This is a genomic window from Hanstruepera marina, assembly GCF_019880635.1.
Taxonomy (GTDB): domain Bacteria; phylum Bacteroidota; class Bacteroidia; order Flavobacteriales; family Flavobacteriaceae; genus Hanstruepera; species Hanstruepera marina.
Genome location: NZ_JAINVX010000002.1, coordinates 157,230 through 175,414, shown reverse-complemented (window position 1 = coordinate 175,414; position 18,185 = coordinate 157,230). Strand labels below are relative to the sequence as shown.

Here is an 18,185-nt window from a genome sequence, read left to right as displayed (position 1 = left end):
CTTTATATGGAATCTAAAGATTATCTAAAAGACATAAGTGAAATTAAAAATTTGATGAACAAATCGTCTCGGTTTATTTCACTTTCTGGCCTATCGGGAATATTGGCAGGAATTTATGCACTAATAGGTGCTGCCACAGCATATTGGTTGGTAACTAATTACAGTTACGGTACATTAACATTAGATGGTTGGGTATTTAGAACCTGTGTATTGATTTTAGGCTTGGTGGCATTCTTTAGTATTGTTACGGGAATATTACTTACTACGCGTAAAGCCAAAAAACAAGGTGAGAAAATATGGGATGCCACATCAAGACGATTGGTTTTTAACTTTTTAATTCCATTGGTGGTTGGTGGTATTTATATTCTAATAATTTTGAATCAGCAAAAGTATGGTCAAACTGGTGCGTTAATGTTATTGTTCTACGGATTGGCTTTAATAAATGCTTCAAAGTATAGTATTGGTGATATTCGTTATTTAGGCTTTATTCAAATAATTTTAGGACTCATATGTGCCTGCTATCCAGGATATGGATTTTGGCTTTGGGTATTAGGATTTGGTATTATGCATATTGTTTATGGTATCTGGATGCATTTTAAGTACGATAAACAATAAATTATTAATTAAAAAACAAAAGTTATGTTAGCACAAAACAAAAGACTTCTCACAATAATCTTGGGATTGGAAGCACTTTTACTGATTCCCTTGATTGCCATGCAATTTACCTCTGAAGTCAATTGGAGGTATACCGATTTTATTGTCATGGGTGTATTACTTTTAACAGTTGGTGTTTTAGCCGAATATACATTACGAATTGTTAAAAATCAGGAAAGACGCATTATTTTAATCGCTTTTTTAATATTGCTATTCTTATTAATTTGGGCCGAATTGGCAGTAGGAATTTTTGGAACACCATTCGCTGGAAGTTAATCTTTAATGAGCATTATAACCAACATAAATAAAGTATTTGATCACCGCATTCGTTTGGGTATCATGTCTGTTTTAATGGTCAATGAATATGCTGATTTCAATACTCTAAAAGAATTGTTGGATGTAACCGATGGTAATTTGGCCAGTCATGCCAAAGCCTTGGAAAAAGCCGAATATATATCGGTTGAAAAACAATTTATAGGCAGAAAACCAAATACACGTTATGCAACTACCAAATTGGGCAGGTCAGAATTTAAAAAACACATTGAAGCATTAGAGAAATTAATTAATAAACAATAACATATCAACAAGCTCAACATGGGCTATTTTTTTTATCATTTAACTTTGAATTTCAAAGTACTTTAAAATCACACATATGAAAAATATCATTTTATTATTTGGCGCTATCTTATTCAGCACACTTTTTTACAAACAAGATATTGGTTTAAACATGTCTCTATTCAGTATAGTAACCATTATAATACTATCCATTTTTAATACAAAAACTTTTAAAAGCAAATCGACAATTGCATTAACCACAACGTATCTTATTACTGCAATCGCAATTTTCTTTTATAATTCCAGTCTTTCCATTATAGCAAACTGTTTTGCCTTTTTTACATTGGTAGGCCATGTATCTCAACGTAATTCATCAATATATATCAACTGGCTAAATGGTTTATTCACATTTGTAGCCGGATTTTTTCTCCGTGCATTGCTAAAGTCAGAATCTAACAAAGAATCCAAAAACAAAACACAAATTGATTACATTCATTTAATAAAAATTATAGGAATACCATTAGCTGTAATAATTGTATTTATACTACTATATAAAAATGGAAACCCTGTATTTAATGACATGATTTCTAAAATAGACTTTAGTTTCATCAATTTACAATGGTTACTCCTTACCGTTCTTGGCTACTTTTTATTTTATAATATTTCAAAGCCTATACAAGTTAATCCAGCTACCGAATTAGATTTAAACACAAGCAATACATTAGAAAAAAACAATAAATTTTCAATCAACACTTTAAAAAAGGAAAATCAATTAGGATTAATATTAATAACTCTGCTCAACATCCTGATTATTGTCTTTTTGATAACAGATATAACATACCTAACCACCTCTAATGATATTATAGCCGCAAATCTATCCAATCAAGTACACAATGGTATAAATGCTTTAATAGTTTCAATTGTTATAGCTATAATTATTATTCTTTACTTTTTTAGGGGAAACTTAAATTTTTATAAGCAAAATAATAAACTAAAAATCGCTACATATTGTTGGATAATACTCAACACCATTTTAGTTGTTAATATCGTTATTAAAGACAGTCAGTATATTTATTACTATGGCTTTACATATAAAAGAATTGGCGTATTAGTTTATCTATTGCTCGCGCTGATAGGGTTATTTACAACGGCACTTAAAGTTTTTAAAATAAAAAACTTGTGGTTTTTATTCAGGGTTAACAGTTTAACGGCTTATGCCCTATTAATTATCTCTTGCTCGGTTAATTGGGATAATTTAATTACCAATTATAATTTATACCATGCCAAGTCCAATGATTTTGAATACTTGATTAGCTTATCAAACAACAATACCTTTCTATTAAAGGCATACTCCCAAAAAAATCAATTGAGTACAAAAAATCAATTTCTCGTTGATAAAAAGCATAATGATTTTGTAGAAAAGCTAAATAGCAATACATGGCAAGAAATGCAGTTCGATAATTTTAATATAGAACAATACAAATGAGATACTCCAAATCAATCTTAAAATCTATTTTTCTATCTGGAATTATATTTTGGTTAGTCATTTTTTCAGAAGACTTTAATGCTGATATGCTATTTTGGGTGTTTTTATCAATAATACCTATTTCACTTTGTTGCTCTTTTACAATCTTTACCACCATTGCACCTTGGTTTATTCTAAACTCTGGTATGAAACCTAGAGAAGTATATGTCAAATATTTTGCTTACTACGCAATTCTTTGTTTTGCCTTATGTTTTTATGGAGTCTGGAAAAGCAACTTCAGCATTTATGCTATTAGTTTTTTTGCATCAGCATTTATTACCACAATGCAAACCTGGAATTGGCTTGTAATCGATAACCCAAAAGACTCAAAATCATGAAACACTTAAAAAAAATACTTCTATTGGTACTTTGTACAATTGTTTATGCTTTAGTATTTAGTTCCCATGTAACTTATAATACCAAGGGTTACTCATACAATATCGTACAAAATATTCCAGAAAACAGAGTTGGTATTGTTTTGGGCGCAAGCAAGTATACTAGTAACGGACAAATAAATTTATACTATAAATACAGGCTTGAAGCTGCAATTGCGTTATATAAATCCGGTAAAATTAAATTTATACTTGTTAGTGGTGACAACAGCAGAAAAGACTATGATGAACCTAGTGATTTTAAAAATGATCTTATAAAAAATGGTATACCAAAAGAGAAGATATTTTTAGATTATGCAGGTTTTAGAACATTAGATTCCATGGTTCGAGCTAAAGAAATTTTTGGCTTGAACTCATTTACAATTATATCACAAAAATTCCATAACGAACGTGCACTTTATTTAGCTCAACATTATAATATAAATGCCATAGCATTTAATGCGAAAGACATAAATGGACATTATGGCTTAAAAACCAAACTTCGTGAATATATTGCTCGTACCAAAGCTTCTATTGACATCCTATTTAATGTTAAGCCTAAATTTTTAGGTGAAAAAATAAAAATTGCATGAAGCTACAGTTCAACAAAACATATTTTTCTGGTTTCATTTTACTGTTTACTATAGAGTTCCTTATTGCAATCTACTTGAAAGATGGTTTTATAAGGCATACGTTTGGAGATTTTTTAGTAGTTATTCTTTTGTATTGCTTTATTAAAAGTTTCATAAATATAAATCCATTATCAGCTGGGATATTGGTATTAATTATAGCATTTACAATTGAGTTTCTCCAGCTATTCCAACTCTTAAAATTTTTGAATTTAGAGCATAATTATATAGCAAAACTGGTACTTGGAAGCACATTTCAAATTGGCGATTTAGTGGCTTACATTTTGGGTATAATTACTGTTTTACTTGTCGAAAAATCAAACCAAAGAACACCATGAATTCATTAAAAGTCTTTTTGTTTAATCGGTTTAATACCTTATCGTTTTTAACAGCATCTGTAGGTTTCAGCCTCTTTCTATTAATGCTTCGTATTAAACTAACCCACTCATTTTTCTTAATATTTTTAGTATGGAATTTGTTTTTAGCCATAATTCCGTATGCTATAAGTTTATTTTTAGAAAGCAAACCAACCCTTTCAAAACCAAAACACTTTCTTTACATGGGTACTTGGTTAACTTTTCTCCCAAACGCTCCCTACATTGTTACAGATTTTATTCATTTACGATTAAGCTTAAATTACATGGTATGGTTGGATTTTGTTGTTATAGCTTCATTCGCTATTACCGGGTTGGCTTTCTATTTCCTGTCAATAAACAGCATGCTTAAAATACTCAAAACCAATTTCAAACTTCAAAATGAAAAATACATGCTATTTGTTATATTTCTATTATCTAGTTTTGGCGTGTATTTAGGTCGTTTTTTGCGCTATAATTCGTGGGAGATAATTCAAAACCCCATAACTCTGATAACCGATATTTTATCAATTATAGTCTTTCCAAAAACACACGCAGGAGCATGGGTGTTTACTATTGCATTTACATGTTTTTTAATAGTTTGTCACTTCATTTTATTTAAAAGTAATTACTTAAAAAAACTTTAACATCAATAAATGTAAAATATTACTATCTTCAATGACCGTAAAAAACACAAATACATTATGAAAAAAATCTCAACCTACATTGCAATCTTAACTGTACTTTTTACAGCATGTAAACAAGATGAAAAAAAAGTGGAATCACCTGAATTAGCCATGGGTGATTTTGTTTTTGAAACTGAATATTTCAAGCCTGGCACATCTGTAAACCTTACCTATAATGGTGAGGAAGATACTCTAGAAAGTTTGTATTACTACATGGTAAACGACAAATCATACCCTGTAGACATTAATTTTAATTCAGAAAATTCTGCTACAGTAAAAATTCCAGATTCCGCACAGGCATTAGCTTTTAATTTTAAAGTCGATGGTGATTATCTTAACAATGACAAAAAAGGTTTCCTATACCAATTAAAAGATGAAACAGGCAACGATTTACCTGGAAGTAAAGCAGCATTAGCAAATTATGTTATGCGTTATGGCAGTGAATTCGGAATTAAATCAGATAAAGAAGCCTTATTCAATGATCTTGAAAGTGATATTACTACCAATCCAGAAATTAAGGATAACTGGAATACTACTTACCTAGCTATGGCCTATCGTCAAAATCAGGAAAAAGGCGAAAAAATGATTAACGACTATATTGAAGAGGTATCTAATAAGGAAACAAAAACCGAAGAAGATTATGTTGCTTTATCCAGACTATACAACACCATTGGCGATAGACAGAAAGCAGCTTCAATAACCGAAGAAGCAAAAGCTAATTTCCCTAAAGGTAACATGGCAAAAAACAGTTATGGTTCTACATTTTCCCAAGCTAAAGATTTGGAAGAAAAAGAAAAGATATTTTTAGAGTATAAAGAAACCTTTAATGAAGTTGATGGAAATTTAGGTAACTATATGGTGCGCTCTTTAGCTCAAGCACATCAGGATAAGGGCAACGAAGAAAAGTTTGAGTACTATGCCAATATGATGAAAGACAAATCGGCAAAAGCAGGAATATTTAATAGTATTGCTTGGCCATTGGCAGAAAAAGGAGAGAATTTGGATTTTGCGGCTAAAACCTCAAAAGCCTCTTTAGAGCTCATGAAAGAAGCGCAACAAAATTTAGACAACAAACCTGAATATTACACTAAAAATCAATATCAGAAAAGTCTAGAAAACTCGTACAATATGTATGCAGATACTTATGCTTTAATTTTATTTAAACAAGGTAATGTAAAAGAGGCCATAGTCTATCAAGAAAAAGCTATTGGAGAAGGAAAGAGTGGAGAGATGAACGAACGCTATGTTGAATTTCTTATGGCAGATGAAAATTATGATTTAGTTCAAAAAAAATCGGAAGAGTTTATTGAATCCGGTAATGGTTCAGAAAAAATTAAAGCGTTTTACAAAGAAGCTTTCATGAAATCTAATGATAATGCTGAAGCGTTTGAAAGCAAATTAGCACAATTAGAAAAAACAGCCCATGACAATTATAAAGCTGAAATTAAGAAAACCATGATTAATGAAGAGGCTCCCGCATTTGCTTTAAAAAATACCAAAGGCGAAGAAGTTTCATTGGCATCCTTAAAAGGTAAAACCGTAATCCTAGATTTTTGGGCTACCTGGTGTGGACCATGCAAAGCATCTTTTCCTGGGATGCAACAAGTAGTTACAAAATACAAAGATGATGAAAATGTTGTTTTACTATTTGTTGACACCTTTGAAAGTGGTGATGATAGAGAAAAATTGGTTACAGACTTTATTGAGAAAAATAATTACGATTTCCATGTCATTTACGATGAAGCCATAGAAAACAGCAGAGGTTTTGAAGTAGCTGACAAATATGGTGTTTCAGGAATACCAACTAAAGTAATAATAGATAAAGACGGTAAAATTCGTTTTAAAGCTGTTGGCTATAGTGGCCAAACCGAAAAACTTGTAGACGAAATGGATATTATGATAGAAATTTTAAAATCATAATACTCCTAAAGCCAAATAAAAAAGGTTGACTTTTAAGTCAACCTTTTTTATTTAATTACCATCTACATAATCTTGTAAATATCTAAACCTTTCAGTCAACTTTCCCTTATCAGTAATCTTGGCTCGTTTTAAAATACCGCGCTCGTCATTATTAAAAAAGGCTGGAATAACATGCTCCAAAAACATATCGCCAAAGCCCTCACTAGCATCCTTTGGCAGTTCACAAGGTAAATTATCTACAGCCATAACTGTAATGGCATCAGGCGCATCAAAAGCCACTTCACTTTCCGTTTTGGCATCATAACCATAAAACGGATTGGCAATAGTTGATGCTCGTAATGTTGAAGCTACTGGACCGTCAACATCACAACTAATATCGGCAACCAAATTAATTCTAAAATCGGGATGTTTGGCGTCGTTTCTAGTAAACAAATAAGGTGCATTATTGCCGTAAAAGTGACCAGCAATAAAAAAGTCGGTTACTTTCGCATAAGGCATAAAATTACTTTCATAACCAGTAGGATCTTTATAAAACTCTTGTTTTCTACCTACCTTACCATCTTTCCGTTTATTATATTCCATAACATCTGCCATAACATAAACAGGTTCTGAAAATTGCGATGTTAAATACAAGGCATCACTAATTTCCTTAATCTGTAAATGATCTAAAATTTCTTTAGCGCCTTGTGCTACCTTCCCTGTTCCCGTAAGCAGTATTTTAAGGTTTGGTAACGTAATTTTATCCAACTCTGCTTTTACCTCGTTTAAATCGGCTAATGCTTCTACTTTAGGCAAACTAAACAAGTTATCACGCAAACCTAAAGCCCTGAAACCGTTATAGGCACCAACCAATCCCGCATAACGTCCAAAACCAATTAAACGTGCACCACTTTGTTTTACTATAGTTTCATGATCATACATATCTATGTTATTGTCTAGCATAGCTTTCAACAACTTTCTATTGTAGGGCTGTTTTTTTATGGTATGAGAAAAATAAAAGTATTTTTTATTCGGAATTAAATTCTCGATCGGCACTTCTTTCACCCCAAGCATGACATCACAACCTGACACATCGTTAGTAACCTTAAACCCTAAAGCTTTATAAGCTTCATCAGGAAAAATACGAATATCACTAGACTCAACTATAAACTCGGCTTGAGGAAACTGTGCTCTAGCTTCCGCTAACTTTTCTGGCGAAAAAACCACGCGTCTATCTGGTGGGTTTTTACGTTCTTTTATGATGGCAAACTTCATACTGAAAACGAATTGGAATAATTTTTGCACGAAAATACATGTATTGCCAAGGTTATACAAACTTTTTGATAACTTTGCGATCCTTTACCATTATTGCAAATAAACTTGGGGTCGACTGGTTTTGACAGCGAGATTAATGAAATGGTAAGCACGTCGTGTAATGACATTGAAACACGTAAAAGGCTAGGTCAAACTTTTAAACGGCGAGAATAACTACGCTTTAGCTGCTTAATCTGAATTATAGTAAGATTTGCCTAGTCCCGCAAGGCGGGAAAGCTAAATGTCTCCTGAAAGCCTTGGTTAATGGCGTTCGATTAGAGGCATCGTAAAAATTAACATAGAACGTAAAGCACTTCGATTTACTTTCGAAATTTAAGAAGATAAGTTGTAAGTAGGTTGTCTGTAACCAGCTTGCAATCGAAAAAACAAGAACAGAATAAACGTGTAGAAAGCCCTTTGATTACTTGTTTGGACGAGAGTTCGATTCTCTCCGACTCCACATTTAAAGCTCACAATCTATTCAGCACGATTGTGAGCTTTTTTTACGCTTCAACAATTTATCATGCATGTTATCGGATAAATCAACACAGATTAAAATGGTTTTATAAATTCATGTCACCATAACATAAGTAGGTTAAGTTTATGGTAGATTTGGGGCAAAAAAGGTAGACACATGTCTACCTTTTTTATTTTAATCAACTATACTTTATTTTTAATTGGATCTCACAACATCGTTACCATTATGAATCCATTTTGTTATGCCTCCATCCAAATCATAAATCTTAACAAAACCAGCTTCAACCATTTTTTTTGCACAGCGTGCGCTTCGTCCTCCTGATCTGCAATACAATATAACGGGCTTCTCTTTATCGAGTTTTAAAATATCTTCTTCAAAAGTTGGAGACATAAAATCTATATTCTGGAAATTAGCTATATAGCCTTCTTCGTACTCCTCTGGAGTTCTAACATCTACCAATTGAATATCTTCTATTGCCAATAGTTCTTTCATCTCTTCTGAAGTTACAACCTGTATTCCACTTTGGGCTTCAGCTTGTTTGCAAGAAAAGCACAAAGACATTATAGCAATACTTAAAATTAAGATTCTACTCATATTATATGTTTTAACTATTAACTACTTCTCCAGACCATTGCATAATTCCACCCACTAAATTATAAGCGTTTTTAAAACCCAGTTGGGACATAATAGCACAAGCCTGTCCGCTACGTCCTCCAGATTTACAATACACAAAGTAATTTTTGTTTTTATCAAGTTTATTAATACTATCCATAAAATTCTGCCCTTGATAAATATCTAAATGAATTGCATTGGGTATAAAACCTTCTTCCAATTCTTCAGCTGTTCTAACGTCTAAAACAACTGCATTTTTGTCCTCACTCAGCTTTTCGCGCCAAGTATCTTGTGATAAATCTGCCATAGATTATTTAGTTAGTGTATAACAAAATTATACATTTCTAATTAAATAGACATAAAAAAATCCGAAGCGTTACACTTCGGATTATAATTTACATTTATACTTTTATTGAACACCCAATTGCTCGGGTTTTAGGCTCTTTTATTTCTTCTCCTGCCAATAAAGCATCAACAGCATCCTCTACATACTTTTGGTTTACGGCATTGGCATCTTTGTAATTATCATCAATTGCACCTATATATTTAACAATATTGCCTTTAGAAGTTTTTTCCAAAACATACACATGAGGTGTTTTTGTTGCTCCATACTGCGGATAAATTTTCTGCCCTTTATCCATTAAATACGGAAATGTAAATCCTTTTGCTTTTGCTCTTGCTTTCATGGCTTCCATATTATCACCAGGTTTTACATCAGTATTATTTGGCATAATGGCTATAACTGGATAACCCTTATCAGCATATTTTTTATTTAGAGCCTCTACTCTATCTTCATAAGCCACAGCATAAGGACATGTATTACATGTGAAAATTACAATAAATCCTTTCGCTTTCTTAAAATCTGAGAGCGAAACCATTTTACCATCAATATTTTCCAGTTTAAAATCGGTAGCCACATCACCTATTTCGTAGCCACCACTGTCATTTGTAGTTGTAAATGCAAATAAACCCAAAACGGCTACCAGCACAAACATTGTTTTTAGTGTTTTCATAGTTATTAGTTTAAAAATTTGTTGACTTCTGTTTTGAGCTCTTCATATGTGAAAGATTGCTCGTAAAATTGTTTTTTATCTTTATTGTAAATTAATGTTGCTGGAATAGCACCTTCCCAATCTGGATTTACTTTTGGAATCCATGAATTCATATCCGGATCATCCAATACTAGAATTTTAGACTGTAATTTATTTTTCTCTATAAAGGGTATTAATTTAGACTCGTAGTCTTTGGGAAAGTCTAAACTTATCAATACCACCTTTACATTATTATCTTTATAATTCTCACCCAGTTGTTCAAAAAAAGGTAATTCCTTTACACAAGGTGCACACCAAGTAGCCCAAAAATTCACAACATAAACATGATCATCTTTTAGGTTTAAATAGGGTTCTAAACCAGCATAATCATTAATCTCAAGCTCCAAGCTTTTACTATTTTCTTCAGTAGTTTCATTTACCTCAACTATTTCAGTTGGAGCTTCTTTACAGCTAAATACGAATACGATTAGTATTAAAATAATAGGTTTCATAACTCATAAATTTAGATATAAAAACATTAACCCCCTTAATCTTTAACATACTTTTAAAACGAAAACCAACTTATACATTTATTTTTCATGCAAAAACTTTGGATAAAACCGAATTCATTATATATTTGAATAAATAAAACAATGAACACAATTTTAAATCATACTTGGTGGTGGAATTTTCGAAATCAACTTTCGTGAATTAACCCTATATATTTAATTAAAATATTTTAAAGGCTTGTCATTCACGACAAGCCTTTTTTAGTTTCAATATGAAAACATTTAGTCTTTATACGCATTACAAAAAAACACTAGCAGATACCATTACACCTGTTAGTGTATATCTTAAATTAAGGGACAAATACCCTAATAGTATTTTATTGGAAAGCAGCGACTATCATGCTAACGATAATAGTTTTTCTTATATATGTTGCAACCCAATAGCATCAATACAAGTAAAGAACGAAACAATAACGCAACTATTTCCTGATAACAGCGAGATAACAAAAAAGATAACTGCAAAAACCAAGGTAGCCGAGGAAATCCACAAATTCACCAAGCGTTTTAAAATACAAGCATCTAAAAACTTTAAATTTATTAATAACGGTATTTTTGGTTTTACGGCTTACGATGCAGTGCGCTATTTTGAAGACATAAACATATCTAAAAAACCAAATAGCTTAAATATACCTGATGTACATTATGCCGTATATCAAAACATAATAGCCATTAACCATTTTAAGAACGAAGCCTATGTTTTTGCTCATTGTTTTAATACAGAAAACAATATTGATGAGGTTTTACAACTCATAAGTTCAAAAAATTATGCAGCTTTTAATTTTAAAACCGAAGGCAATACCAGTTCCAATTTAACTGATAATGAATACAAAGAACATGTTGTAAAAGCAAAGCAACATTGTGCAAGAGGCGATGTATTTCAATTGGTACTTTCAAAAAAGTTTACACAACATTTTAAAGGCGATGAGTTTAACGTCTATCGTGCCTTGCGTAGCATAAACCCCTCGCCATACCTATTTTATTTTGATTATGGCGATTTTAAAATCTTTGGAAGCTCACCAGAAGCACAGCTTATTGTCAACAAGGGCAAAGCTGAAATTCATCCCATTGCAGGAACGTTTAAAAGAACAGGTAATGATGAACACGACGCTGAACTGGCAAAACAATTAGCAGTAGATGATAAAGAAAATGCCGAACATGTCATGCTAGTTGATCTAGCAAGGAATGATTTAAGCAGACATGGCAGAAATGTAAAGGTAGATACATATAGAGAAGTTCAATTCTTTTCGCATGTGATTCATTTAGTAAGTAAAGTAACCGGTAATAAAAATGACGAAACAACCACGATGCAAATGGTAGCCGATACTTTTCCGGCAGGCACCTTATCTGGTGCTCCAAAACACAAAGCCATGAAACTTATTGAACACTATGAAAAAACAAGTCGCGAGTTTTATGGTGGCGCTATAGGTTTCATGGATTTTAACGGTAACTATAACCACGCCATCATGATACGAACATTTTTAAGTAAAAATCACACATTACACTGGCAAGCTGGTGCAGGCTTGGTATCAAAATCCAATCCTGAATACGAATTGCAAGAAGTATATAACAAATTAGGCGCACTAACAAAAGCTATTAAAATTGCTGAAACCATTTAAAATGAAAAACGTATTAGTAATAGATAATTACGACAGTTTCACCTACAATCTTGTTCATTATTTAGAAGATTTGAATTGTCATGTAACGGTTTTTAGAAATGATCAGTTTCAACTGGAATCCGTAAAAGGGTTTAATAAAATTTTACTGTCTCCAGGTCCTGGTATTCCTGATGAAGCTGGCTTATTAAAACCATTAATTCGAGAGTTTGCACCCTCCAAAAGTATGTTAGGCGTGTGCCTTGGACAGCAAGCCATAGGTGAAGTTTTTGGAGGTTCAATTATTAATCTCGATACCGTTTTTCATGGTGTATCCACAACAATTGAAATAACAGACCCTGACGAGTATTTATTCAAAGGTTTAGATAAACATATTGAGGTTGGGCGTTACCATTCGTGGGTTGTGAGCAACAATCTTCCAGATTGCTTAACTGCCACATCGTTTGATGAGAATGGTCAAATTATGTCCTTAAAGCATAATGAATATGATGTTAGAGGTGTACAATTTCATCCTGAATCCGTACTAACTCCTAACGGCAAACAAATTTTAGAAAACTGGATTAATAATTAATATGAAGCATATTTTAAACCGATTAATAAATCAAGAAAGCATCTCTAGTGAAGAAGCCAAGGAAGTATTAGTAAATATTTCTAAAGGTGACTATAACCAAAGTCAAATCGCTTCTTTTTTAACGGTTTATATGATGCGTACTATAACCATAGAGGAGTTATCAGGCTTTCGTGATGCTTTATTAGAACTCTGTATTCCTGTAAATTTAGATAGCTATAACACGATTGATTTATGTGGCACAGGTGGTGATGGCAAAGACACATTTAACATTTCAACATTAGCATCTTTTATCACGGCAGGTACAGGAATAAGCGTTACAAAACATGGCAACTACGGTGTGTCTTCAACGTGTGGCTCGTCAAATGTTATGGAGTTTTTAGGCATAAAATTTTCAAACGATATCAATTTTCTAAAACGTTGTTTGGATGATGCTGGTATTTGTGTATTGCATGCACCATTGTTTCATCCTGCTATGAAAAATGTAGCGCCAATTAGAAAAGAACTGGGTGTAAAAACATTCTTTAATATGTTAGGTCCCATGGTAAATCCAGCGTTTCCAAAAAACCAACTGGTTGGCGTATTTAATTTAGAATTACTCCGTTTGTATAGTTACTTGTATCAAAATACCGACAAAAACTATTCAATTGTTCATGCCTTGGATGGTTATGATGAAATTTCACTTACTGGTCCTGCGAAGGTTATACAAAACGATAGCGAGCAAATTATTGATGCTTCAACTTTTAACCTCAACACACTAAAACAAGAACAAATTCACGGTGGGAATTCGGTTGAATCTTCAGCTAAAATTTTTACACATATTTTACAAGGTCAAGGTACCGATGCGCAAAACCATGTGGCTTGCGCTAATGCCGCATTAGCCATATCTACATTCAACAACACCTCTATAGAAGACAGTTTTCAAATAGCAAAAGAATCATTGTTATCTGGCAAGGCTTTAAAAAGCTTTAAAACTTTGGTCGCATTAAGTCAAAACGCATGAACATTTTAGATAAAATAGTAAGAGACAAACACATCGAAGTTGAATTAAAAAAAAGTTTGATTCCAATTTCTCAATTAGAAAACTCGGTTTTGTTCAACAAACAAACGTTCCCTCTTGCTGAAACATTAAGAACAAGCGAAACGGGTATTATTGCAGAACACAAAAGACGCTCACCCTCTAAATCTGTTATCAATCAAAATTTAAATGTGCAAGATGTTGCTAAAGGTTATGAATTAGCTGGTGTTTGTGGCATGTCTGTTTTAACTGAAGGAAAGTATTTTGGGGGCAGTTTAGATGATTTACTTATCGCAAGAGCGAGTTGCAACCTGCCATTATTACGCAAGGAATTTATAATTGATCCTTATCAAATTATTGAAGCAAAAGCTTATGGATCCGATGCTATTTTATTAATTGCTGCAATACTCTCTAAAAAAGAAATCAAACAGTTTTCTGAACTCGCAAAATCACTGGACCTAAATGTACTCTTGGAAGTTCACAATGAGGAAGAATTGAACAAATCCATCATGTCAAGCATAGATATGATTGGTGTTAACAACCGCAATCTAAAAACCTTTGAGGTTTCACTTAAAACCAGTAAAGTTTTAAGTGAACTAATTCCAAATGACTTTGTAAAAATTTCTGAAAGTGGCATTAGTTCTGTAGAGGCCATAAAAGACCTGCGTTCTTATGGTTACAAGGGTTTTTTAATTGGTGAAAATTTCATAAAAACAAATAATCCTGGAGAGCATGCCTTGCAATTTATAAACGATTTAATACCATGAAATTAAAAGTCTGCGGTATGAAATATCAAGATAATATTAAAGCTGTTGCAAAATTGCAACCCGATTATCTTGGTTTCATATTTTATAAAAAATCACCTAGACATTTTGAGGATAATATTCCCGAATTACCTAAAGGCATAAAAAAAGTAGGTGTGTTTGTTGACGAAGAAGTTGAGTTTATTGTAGACCATATAGAAAAACATCAACTGGACGCTATACAACTTCACGGTAACGAATCTACCGAAATATGCAAACTATTACAATCAACCAACAAGGAAATCATAAAAGTGTTTGCCATGAAACATGCTTTCAATTTTGATGTTATAAAACCTTATGAAGATGTATGCGATTATTTTTTGTTTGACACAAAAGGTAAACTTCCAGGTGGTAATGGTTATACATTCGATTGGAAAATTTTGAAAAGCTATCCATCTACCAAACCCTATTTTTTAAGTGGAGGTATTGGTTTAGAAAACACAGAAGATATCCTGTCCTTCCTAGGTAGGCAAGAATCCAAATATTGCTACGCTATTGATGTAAACAGCAAATTTGAACTTAAACCAGGCTTAAAGCATATTGAAAAATTAGAAAAATTTAAAAATAACCTACGTCACTTCGAGTGATTTTGTGAAACAAAATTGTATCGAGAAGTATGTGGTCTCGATACAAAATTCTTAAAGAATTTCACTCGACCTGACGAAAATGCAATAAACATGAGTTATAACGTAAACGAAAAAGGCTATTATGGTGATTTTGGTGGTGCATTTATACCCGAAATGCTCTATCCTAATATTGAAGCGCTACGGCAAAATTATTTAAATGTCATGGCTGAACCTGAATTCCAAAAAGAATTCAACCAATTATTAAAAGACTATGTTGGTCGACCTTCTCCACTTTATTTTGCAAAACGATTATCTAAAAAATTCAACACCAAAATATATTTAAAACGTGAAGATTTAAATCATACTGGCGCACATAAGGTCAACAATACCATAGGACAAATATTAATGGCCAAGCGATTGGGTAAAACCCGAATTATTGCTGAAACTGGTGCTGGGCAACACGGTGTTGCAACTGCTACCGTTTGTGCTTTAATGGGATTGGAGTGCATTGTCTATATGGGCGAAATAGATATTGCCAGACAAGCACCAAATGTAGCTAGAATGAAAATGTTGGGCGCAACGGTAATACCAGCAACGTCAGGCAGTAAAACACTTAAAGATGCCACCAATGAGGCTATACGCGATTGGATTAACAACCCCAAAAACACACATTACATTATAGGCTCGGCCATTGGCCCTCATCCCTATCCAGATATGGTAACACGTTTTCAATCGGTTATTTCAGAAGAAATACAATGGCAATTAAAAGAAAAGGAAGGTCGAGAACATCCAGATTATGTAGTGGCTTGTATTGGTGGTGGCAGTAATGCCGCAGGCACTTATTATCATTTTTTAGACCATGATGATGTTGGTATAATCGCTGTTGAAGCTGCTGGAAAAGGCATTCAATCTGGAAAAAGTGCGGCAACTTCAGCATTAGGGAAAGAAGGTATTATTCATGGCTGCAAAACCTTATTAATGCAAACTAAAGATGGACAAATTACGGAACCTTATTCCATCTCTGCAGGATTAGATTACCCAGGTGTCGGGCCATTACATGCTCATTTATACAAAACGGGACGTGCTGAATTTTATTCGGCCACAGATGATGAGGCTATGCAAGCCGGATTGGAACTCACTAAATTGGAAGGTATAATTCCAGCGATTGAAACAGCCCATGCGTTAGCAGTTTTTACGCATAAGACTTTTAAACCAGATGATATTGTGGTAATTAGTCTTTCCGGAAGAGGCGATAAGGATTTACAAAACTATATTGATTATTTTAATTTATAACGAATGAACCGAATCCATCAAAAATTACAAGAAGACAAGAAACTCTTGTCCATATATTTTACAGCAGGTTATCCCAATTTAAATGATACAATCACTATCATTCAAAACCTTGAAAAAAGCGGTGTCGATTTGATTGAAATTGGTCTACCATTTAGCGACCCTTTGGCTGATGGTCCAACCATACAAGGCAGTTCAACACAAGCCCTAAAAAATGGGATGACAACGGAAGTCTTATTCAATCAACTGCAAGATATTCGTAAATCGGTTTCCATTCCCTTAATCATTATGGGCTATTTCAATCCTATTTTGCAATATGGTGTTGTAGCCTTTTGTGAAAAATGTCAGGAAGTTGGTATTGATGGTTTAATAATTCCCGATTTGCCAATTGATGTATTTGAAGAGCAATACAAAACCAGTTTTGAAAAACACGGACTTATTAATGTATTTTTAATTACGCCACAAACTAGCGAACAACGCATTCGCTATATTGATTCAATGTCAAACGGATTTATCTACATGGTAAGTTCGGCGAGTACCACTGGAGCAAAATCTGGATTTGGCGAAGAACAAACTAATTACTTTAAACGCATTGCAGACATGAATCTCAATAACCCGCAAATTGTTGGCTTTGGCATATCAAACCAAGAAACATTTACACAGGCCACGCAATATACCAAAGGTGCCATAATTGGAAGTGCTTTTGTAAAGTTTATAAAAAATAACCCTTTAGGCGATATCAAAAATTTTATTCGCTCAATAATTGGTTAGCTGTTTTACTTTAAAACATTTATCTTTAACAGATAAATCAATCCAAAAGATGAAAAAACTTTCCTTTCTGTTCATTCTATTAATTCATTGCGTTTCTTTTTCTCAAAATAATTCTGATAATTCCGCAGATAATCAAGATCAAGAAATATCTCAAGCCGATAAACTGGCCAAACAATTGCAAAATCCTGTCGCCAGTTTAATAAGTGTGCCGTTTCAAGGGAATTTTGATTTTGGAATTGGTTCTAAAAACGGTTCGCGAATGACCCTTAATATTCAACCCGTAATACCAATAAGCATCAGTGAGAATTGGAATTTAATTGGTCGTATTATTTTACCTGTAATTTCTCAAAACAATTTATATGGTAACAGTGGCAGCCAATTCGGGTTGAGCGATGCCGTTGTTAGTGGTTTTTTCTCTCCTAAAGAACCTACATCTGGCGGATTAATTTGGGGAGCAGGACCTGTTTTTCTCATACCTACTGCGACAGATAATCTTCTAGGTACAGAAAAATTTGGTGTCGGACCAACTGCCGTTGTTTTAAAACAAGCCGGGCAATTTACTTTTGGTGCATTAGTTAATCATATTTGGTCTGTTGCTGGAAATGATTCTAGAGCCGATGTAAATAATACATTTTTACAACCTTTTTTCGCAAAGAACTTTAAAGGTGGTTATGCTCTTACTCTAAATACTGAACTCACTCAAAATTGGGATACAGATTCTACCTCCGGATTCCTACATCTAATTGGAGCTAAAGTCTTTAATATTGGCAAGCAATTAACACAAGCTTTTATTGGTCCTAGAATTCCATACGGTAATGGAAACACTACGTCATGGGGATTTAGAGCAGGAATTGTTTTATTATTTCCAAAAGGTTAATTA

At 33.1% G+C, this 18,185-nt stretch carries 22 protein-coding genes and 1 other RNA gene; 17 read left to right on the top strand and 6 right to left on the bottom strand.

All coding sequences use genetic code 11. From position 1 onward, the window contains the following. Positions 1-6 precede the first annotated feature (6 nt). The 4 genes from K7G76_RS08495 to K7G76_RS08480 all read left to right on the top strand — a co-directional run bounded on the left by K7G76_RS08495 (position 7) and on the right by K7G76_RS08480 (position 2,695). Positions 7-615, top strand: coding sequence for a hypothetical protein (locus K7G76_RS08495; RefSeq protein WP_223033781.1), 609 nt, complete (start codon positions 7-9; stop codon positions 613-615). Between the two features lie 24 nt (positions 616-639). After that, positions 640-930, top strand: coding sequence for a hypothetical protein (locus K7G76_RS08490; protein ID WP_223033780.1), 291 nt, complete (start codon positions 640-642; stop codon positions 928-930). Positions 931-936: 6 nt separating this feature from the next. After that, on the top strand, positions 937-1,230 hold the full coding sequence (locus K7G76_RS08485; protein ID WP_223033779.1) for a winged helix-turn-helix domain-containing protein: 294 nt from the start codon (positions 937-939) through the stop codon (positions 1,228-1,230). A 76-nt stretch (positions 1,231-1,306) separates the two neighbouring features. Then, positions 1,307-2,695 carry a DUF4153 domain-containing protein gene (locus K7G76_RS08480; RefSeq protein ID WP_223033778.1) on the top strand — a complete coding sequence of 463 codons (1,389 nt, stop codon included), beginning with the start codon at positions 1,307-1,309 and terminating at the stop codon, positions 2,693-2,695. Here K7G76_RS08480 and K7G76_RS08475 read toward each other — a convergent pair. After that, positions 2,673-2,852 (bottom strand): hypothetical protein, encoded by a 180-nt coding sequence (locus tag K7G76_RS08475; RefSeq protein ID WP_223033777.1) that lies wholly within the window; start codon positions 2,850-2,852, stop codon positions 2,673-2,675. The genes K7G76_RS08480 and K7G76_RS08475 overlap by 23 nt on opposite strands. Before the next feature lie 216 nt (positions 2,853-3,068). Here K7G76_RS08475 and K7G76_RS08470 point away from each other — a divergent pair, with 216 nt between their 5' ends. From K7G76_RS08470 to K7G76_RS08455, 4 genes are read left to right on the top strand one after another with little or no spacing between them, the layout of a single operon-like run. Then, positions 3,069-3,698: a SanA/YdcF family protein gene (locus K7G76_RS08470; protein WP_223033776.1), complete on the top strand. Its 630-nt coding sequence runs from the start codon at positions 3,069-3,071 to the stop codon at positions 3,696-3,698. After that, positions 3,695-4,072 carry a ribosomal maturation YjgA family protein gene (locus K7G76_RS08465; protein ID WP_223033775.1) on the top strand — a complete coding sequence of 126 codons (378 nt, stop codon included), beginning with the start codon at positions 3,695-3,697 and terminating at the stop codon, positions 4,070-4,072. Before K7G76_RS08470 ends, K7G76_RS08465 begins: the two co-directional genes overlap by 4 nt. Next, positions 4,069-4,734, top strand: a complete 666-nt coding sequence (locus tag K7G76_RS08460) for a DUF1361 domain-containing protein (protein ID WP_223033774.1) — start codon at positions 4,069-4,071, stop codon at positions 4,732-4,734. The genes K7G76_RS08465 and K7G76_RS08460 overlap by 4 nt, the downstream gene beginning before the upstream one ends. A gap of 57 nt (positions 4,735-4,791) precedes the next feature. Beyond that, complete coding sequence (locus K7G76_RS08455; RefSeq protein ID WP_223033773.1) at positions 4,792-6,693, top strand: TlpA disulfide reductase family protein; 1,902 nt, start codon at positions 4,792-4,794, stop codon at positions 6,691-6,693. A gap of 51 nt (positions 6,694-6,744) precedes the next feature. On the opposite strand, the gene K7G76_RS08450 is transcribed toward K7G76_RS08455, so the two are convergent. Next, on the bottom strand, positions 6,745-7,947 hold the full coding sequence (locus K7G76_RS08450) for an NAD(P)-dependent oxidoreductase (protein WP_223033772.1): 1,203 nt from the start codon (positions 7,945-7,947) through the stop codon (positions 6,745-6,747). Between the two features lie 107 nt (positions 7,948-8,054). Here K7G76_RS08450 and ssrA point away from each other — a divergent pair. Then, positions 8,055-8,449, top strand: a transfer-messenger RNA (tmRNA) gene (gene ssrA / locus K7G76_RS08445). A gap of 210 nt (positions 8,450-8,659) precedes the next feature. On the opposite strand, the gene K7G76_RS08440 is transcribed toward ssrA, so the two are convergent. From K7G76_RS08440 to K7G76_RS08425, 4 genes are all read right to left on the bottom strand, one after another. Next, positions 8,660-9,058: a rhodanese-like domain-containing protein gene (locus K7G76_RS08440; protein ID WP_223033771.1), complete on the bottom strand. Its 399-nt coding sequence runs from the start codon at positions 9,056-9,058 to the stop codon at positions 8,660-8,662. Between the two features lie 10 nt (positions 9,059-9,068). Next, positions 9,069-9,383 (bottom strand): rhodanese-like domain-containing protein, encoded by a 315-nt coding sequence (locus tag K7G76_RS08435; protein WP_223033770.1) that lies wholly within the window; start codon positions 9,381-9,383, stop codon positions 9,069-9,071. Between the two features lie 94 nt (positions 9,384-9,477). Beyond that, complete coding sequence (locus K7G76_RS08430) at positions 9,478-10,089, bottom strand: thioredoxin family protein (protein ID WP_223033769.1); 612 nt, start codon at positions 10,087-10,089, stop codon at positions 9,478-9,480. A gap of 5 nt (positions 10,090-10,094) precedes the next feature. Continuing rightward, positions 10,095-10,619: a TlpA family protein disulfide reductase gene (locus tag K7G76_RS08425; protein WP_223033768.1), complete on the bottom strand. Its 525-nt coding sequence runs from the start codon at positions 10,617-10,619 to the stop codon at positions 10,095-10,097. Between the two features lie 269 nt (positions 10,620-10,888). Between K7G76_RS08425 and K7G76_RS08420 the strand changes: the two genes are divergently transcribed. The 8 genes from K7G76_RS08420 to K7G76_RS08385 all read left to right on the top strand — a co-directional run bounded on the left by K7G76_RS08420 (position 10,889) and on the right by K7G76_RS08385 (position 18,182). Beyond that, the gene (locus K7G76_RS08420) at positions 10,889-12,292 is read left to right on the top strand and encodes an anthranilate synthase component I family protein (protein WP_223033767.1); all 1,404 of its coding nucleotides are present in this window, start codon (positions 10,889-10,891) and stop codon (positions 12,290-12,292) included. A gap of 1 nt (position 12,293) precedes the next feature. Continuing rightward, positions 12,294-12,860: an anthranilate synthase component II gene (locus K7G76_RS08415; protein ID WP_223033766.1), complete on the top strand. Its 567-nt coding sequence runs from the start codon at positions 12,294-12,296 to the stop codon at positions 12,858-12,860. A gap of 1 nt (position 12,861) precedes the next feature. After that, the gene (gene trpD / locus K7G76_RS08410) at positions 12,862-13,860 is read left to right on the top strand and encodes an anthranilate phosphoribosyltransferase (RefSeq protein WP_223033765.1); all 999 of its coding nucleotides are present in this window, start codon (positions 12,862-12,864) and stop codon (positions 13,858-13,860) included. Next, positions 13,857-14,642, top strand: a complete 786-nt coding sequence (gene trpC, locus K7G76_RS08405; protein ID WP_223033764.1) for an indole-3-glycerol phosphate synthase TrpC — start codon at positions 13,857-13,859, stop codon at positions 14,640-14,642. The genes trpD and trpC overlap by 4 nt, the downstream gene beginning before the upstream one ends. Beyond that, positions 14,639-15,265 carry a phosphoribosylanthranilate isomerase gene (locus tag K7G76_RS08400; protein WP_223033763.1) on the top strand — a complete coding sequence of 209 codons (627 nt, stop codon included), beginning with the start codon at positions 14,639-14,641 and terminating at the stop codon, positions 15,263-15,265. The genes trpC and K7G76_RS08400 overlap by 4 nt, the downstream gene beginning before the upstream one ends. A 90-nt stretch (positions 15,266-15,355) precedes the next feature. Further along, entirely contained in the window at positions 15,356-16,537 is a 1,182-nt protein-coding gene (trpB, locus tag K7G76_RS08395; RefSeq protein ID WP_223033762.1) for a tryptophan synthase subunit beta, read from the top strand. Positions 16,538-16,540: 3 nt separating this feature from the next. After that, a complete protein-coding gene (gene trpA / locus K7G76_RS08390) occupies positions 16,541-17,305 on the top strand; it encodes a tryptophan synthase subunit alpha (RefSeq protein ID WP_223033761.1) in 765 nt (254 codons plus the stop codon). Between the two features lie 49 nt (positions 17,306-17,354). Beyond that, complete coding sequence (locus K7G76_RS08385; RefSeq protein ID WP_223033760.1) at positions 17,355-18,182, top strand: hypothetical protein; 828 nt, start codon at positions 17,355-17,357, stop codon at positions 18,180-18,182. Positions 18,183-18,185: the final 3 nt, after the last annotated feature.

Bases quoted from the DNA above. Each gene is read 5' to 3' on its own strand.
- trpA (WP_223033761.1), top strand. From the start codon at position 16,541: ATGAACCGAATCCATCAAAAATTACAAGAAGACAAGAAACTCTTGTCC.
- K7G76_RS08465 (WP_223033775.1), top strand. From the start codon at position 3,695: ATGAAGCTACAGTTCAACAAAACATATTTTTCTGGTTTCATTTTACTG.
- K7G76_RS08385 (WP_223033760.1), top strand. From the start codon at position 17,355: ATGAAAAAACTTTCCTTTCTGTTCATTCTATTAATTCATTGCGTTTCT.
- K7G76_RS08475 (WP_223033777.1), bottom strand. From the start codon at position 2,852: ATGGTGGTAAAGATTGTAAAAGAGCAACAAAGTGAAATAGGTATTATT.
- trpB (WP_223033762.1), top strand. From the start codon at position 15,356: ATGAGTTATAACGTAAACGAAAAAGGCTATTATGGTGATTTTGGTGGT.
- K7G76_RS08455 (WP_223033773.1), top strand. From the start codon at position 4,792: ATGAAAAAAATCTCAACCTACATTGCAATCTTAACTGTACTTTTTACA.
- K7G76_RS08490 (WP_223033780.1), top strand. From the start codon at position 640: ATGTTAGCACAAAACAAAAGACTTCTCACAATAATCTTGGGATTGGAA.
- K7G76_RS08430 (WP_223033769.1), bottom strand. From the start codon at position 10,089: ATGAAAACACTAAAAACAATGTTTGTGCTGGTAGCCGTTTTGGGTTTA.
- K7G76_RS08460 (WP_223033774.1), top strand. From the start codon at position 4,069: ATGAATTCATTAAAAGTCTTTTTGTTTAATCGGTTTAATACCTTATCG.
- K7G76_RS08450 (WP_223033772.1), bottom strand. From the start codon at position 7,947: ATGAAGTTTGCCATCATAAAAGAACGTAAAAACCCACCAGATAGACGC.
- K7G76_RS08440 (WP_223033771.1), bottom strand. From the start codon at position 9,058: ATGAGTAGAATCTTAATTTTAAGTATTGCTATAATGTCTTTGTGCTTT.
- K7G76_RS08435 (WP_223033770.1), bottom strand. From the start codon at position 9,383: ATGGCAGATTTATCACAAGATACTTGGCGCGAAAAGCTGAGTGAGGAC.
- trpC (WP_223033764.1), top strand. From the start codon at position 13,857: ATGAACATTTTAGATAAAATAGTAAGAGACAAACACATCGAAGTTGAA.
- K7G76_RS08495 (WP_223033781.1), top strand. From the start codon at position 7: ATGGAATCTAAAGATTATCTAAAAGACATAAGTGAAATTAAAAATTTG.
- K7G76_RS08415 (WP_223033766.1), top strand. From the start codon at position 12,294: ATGAAAAACGTATTAGTAATAGATAATTACGACAGTTTCACCTACAAT.
- K7G76_RS08400 (WP_223033763.1), top strand. From the start codon at position 14,639: ATGAAATTAAAAGTCTGCGGTATGAAATATCAAGATAATATTAAAGCT.
- trpD (WP_223033765.1), top strand. From the start codon at position 12,862: ATGAAGCATATTTTAAACCGATTAATAAATCAAGAAAGCATCTCTAGT.
- K7G76_RS08420 (WP_223033767.1), top strand. From the start codon at position 10,889: ATGAAAACATTTAGTCTTTATACGCATTACAAAAAAACACTAGCAGAT.
- K7G76_RS08480 (WP_223033778.1), top strand. From the start codon at position 1,307: ATGAAAAATATCATTTTATTATTTGGCGCTATCTTATTCAGCACACTT.
- K7G76_RS08470 (WP_223033776.1), top strand. From the start codon at position 3,069: ATGAAACACTTAAAAAAAATACTTCTATTGGTACTTTGTACAATTGTT.
- K7G76_RS08485 (WP_223033779.1), top strand. From the start codon at position 937: ATGAGCATTATAACCAACATAAATAAAGTATTTGATCACCGCATTCGT.
- K7G76_RS08425 (WP_223033768.1), bottom strand. From the start codon at position 10,619: ATGAAACCTATTATTTTAATACTAATCGTATTCGTATTTAGCTGTAAA.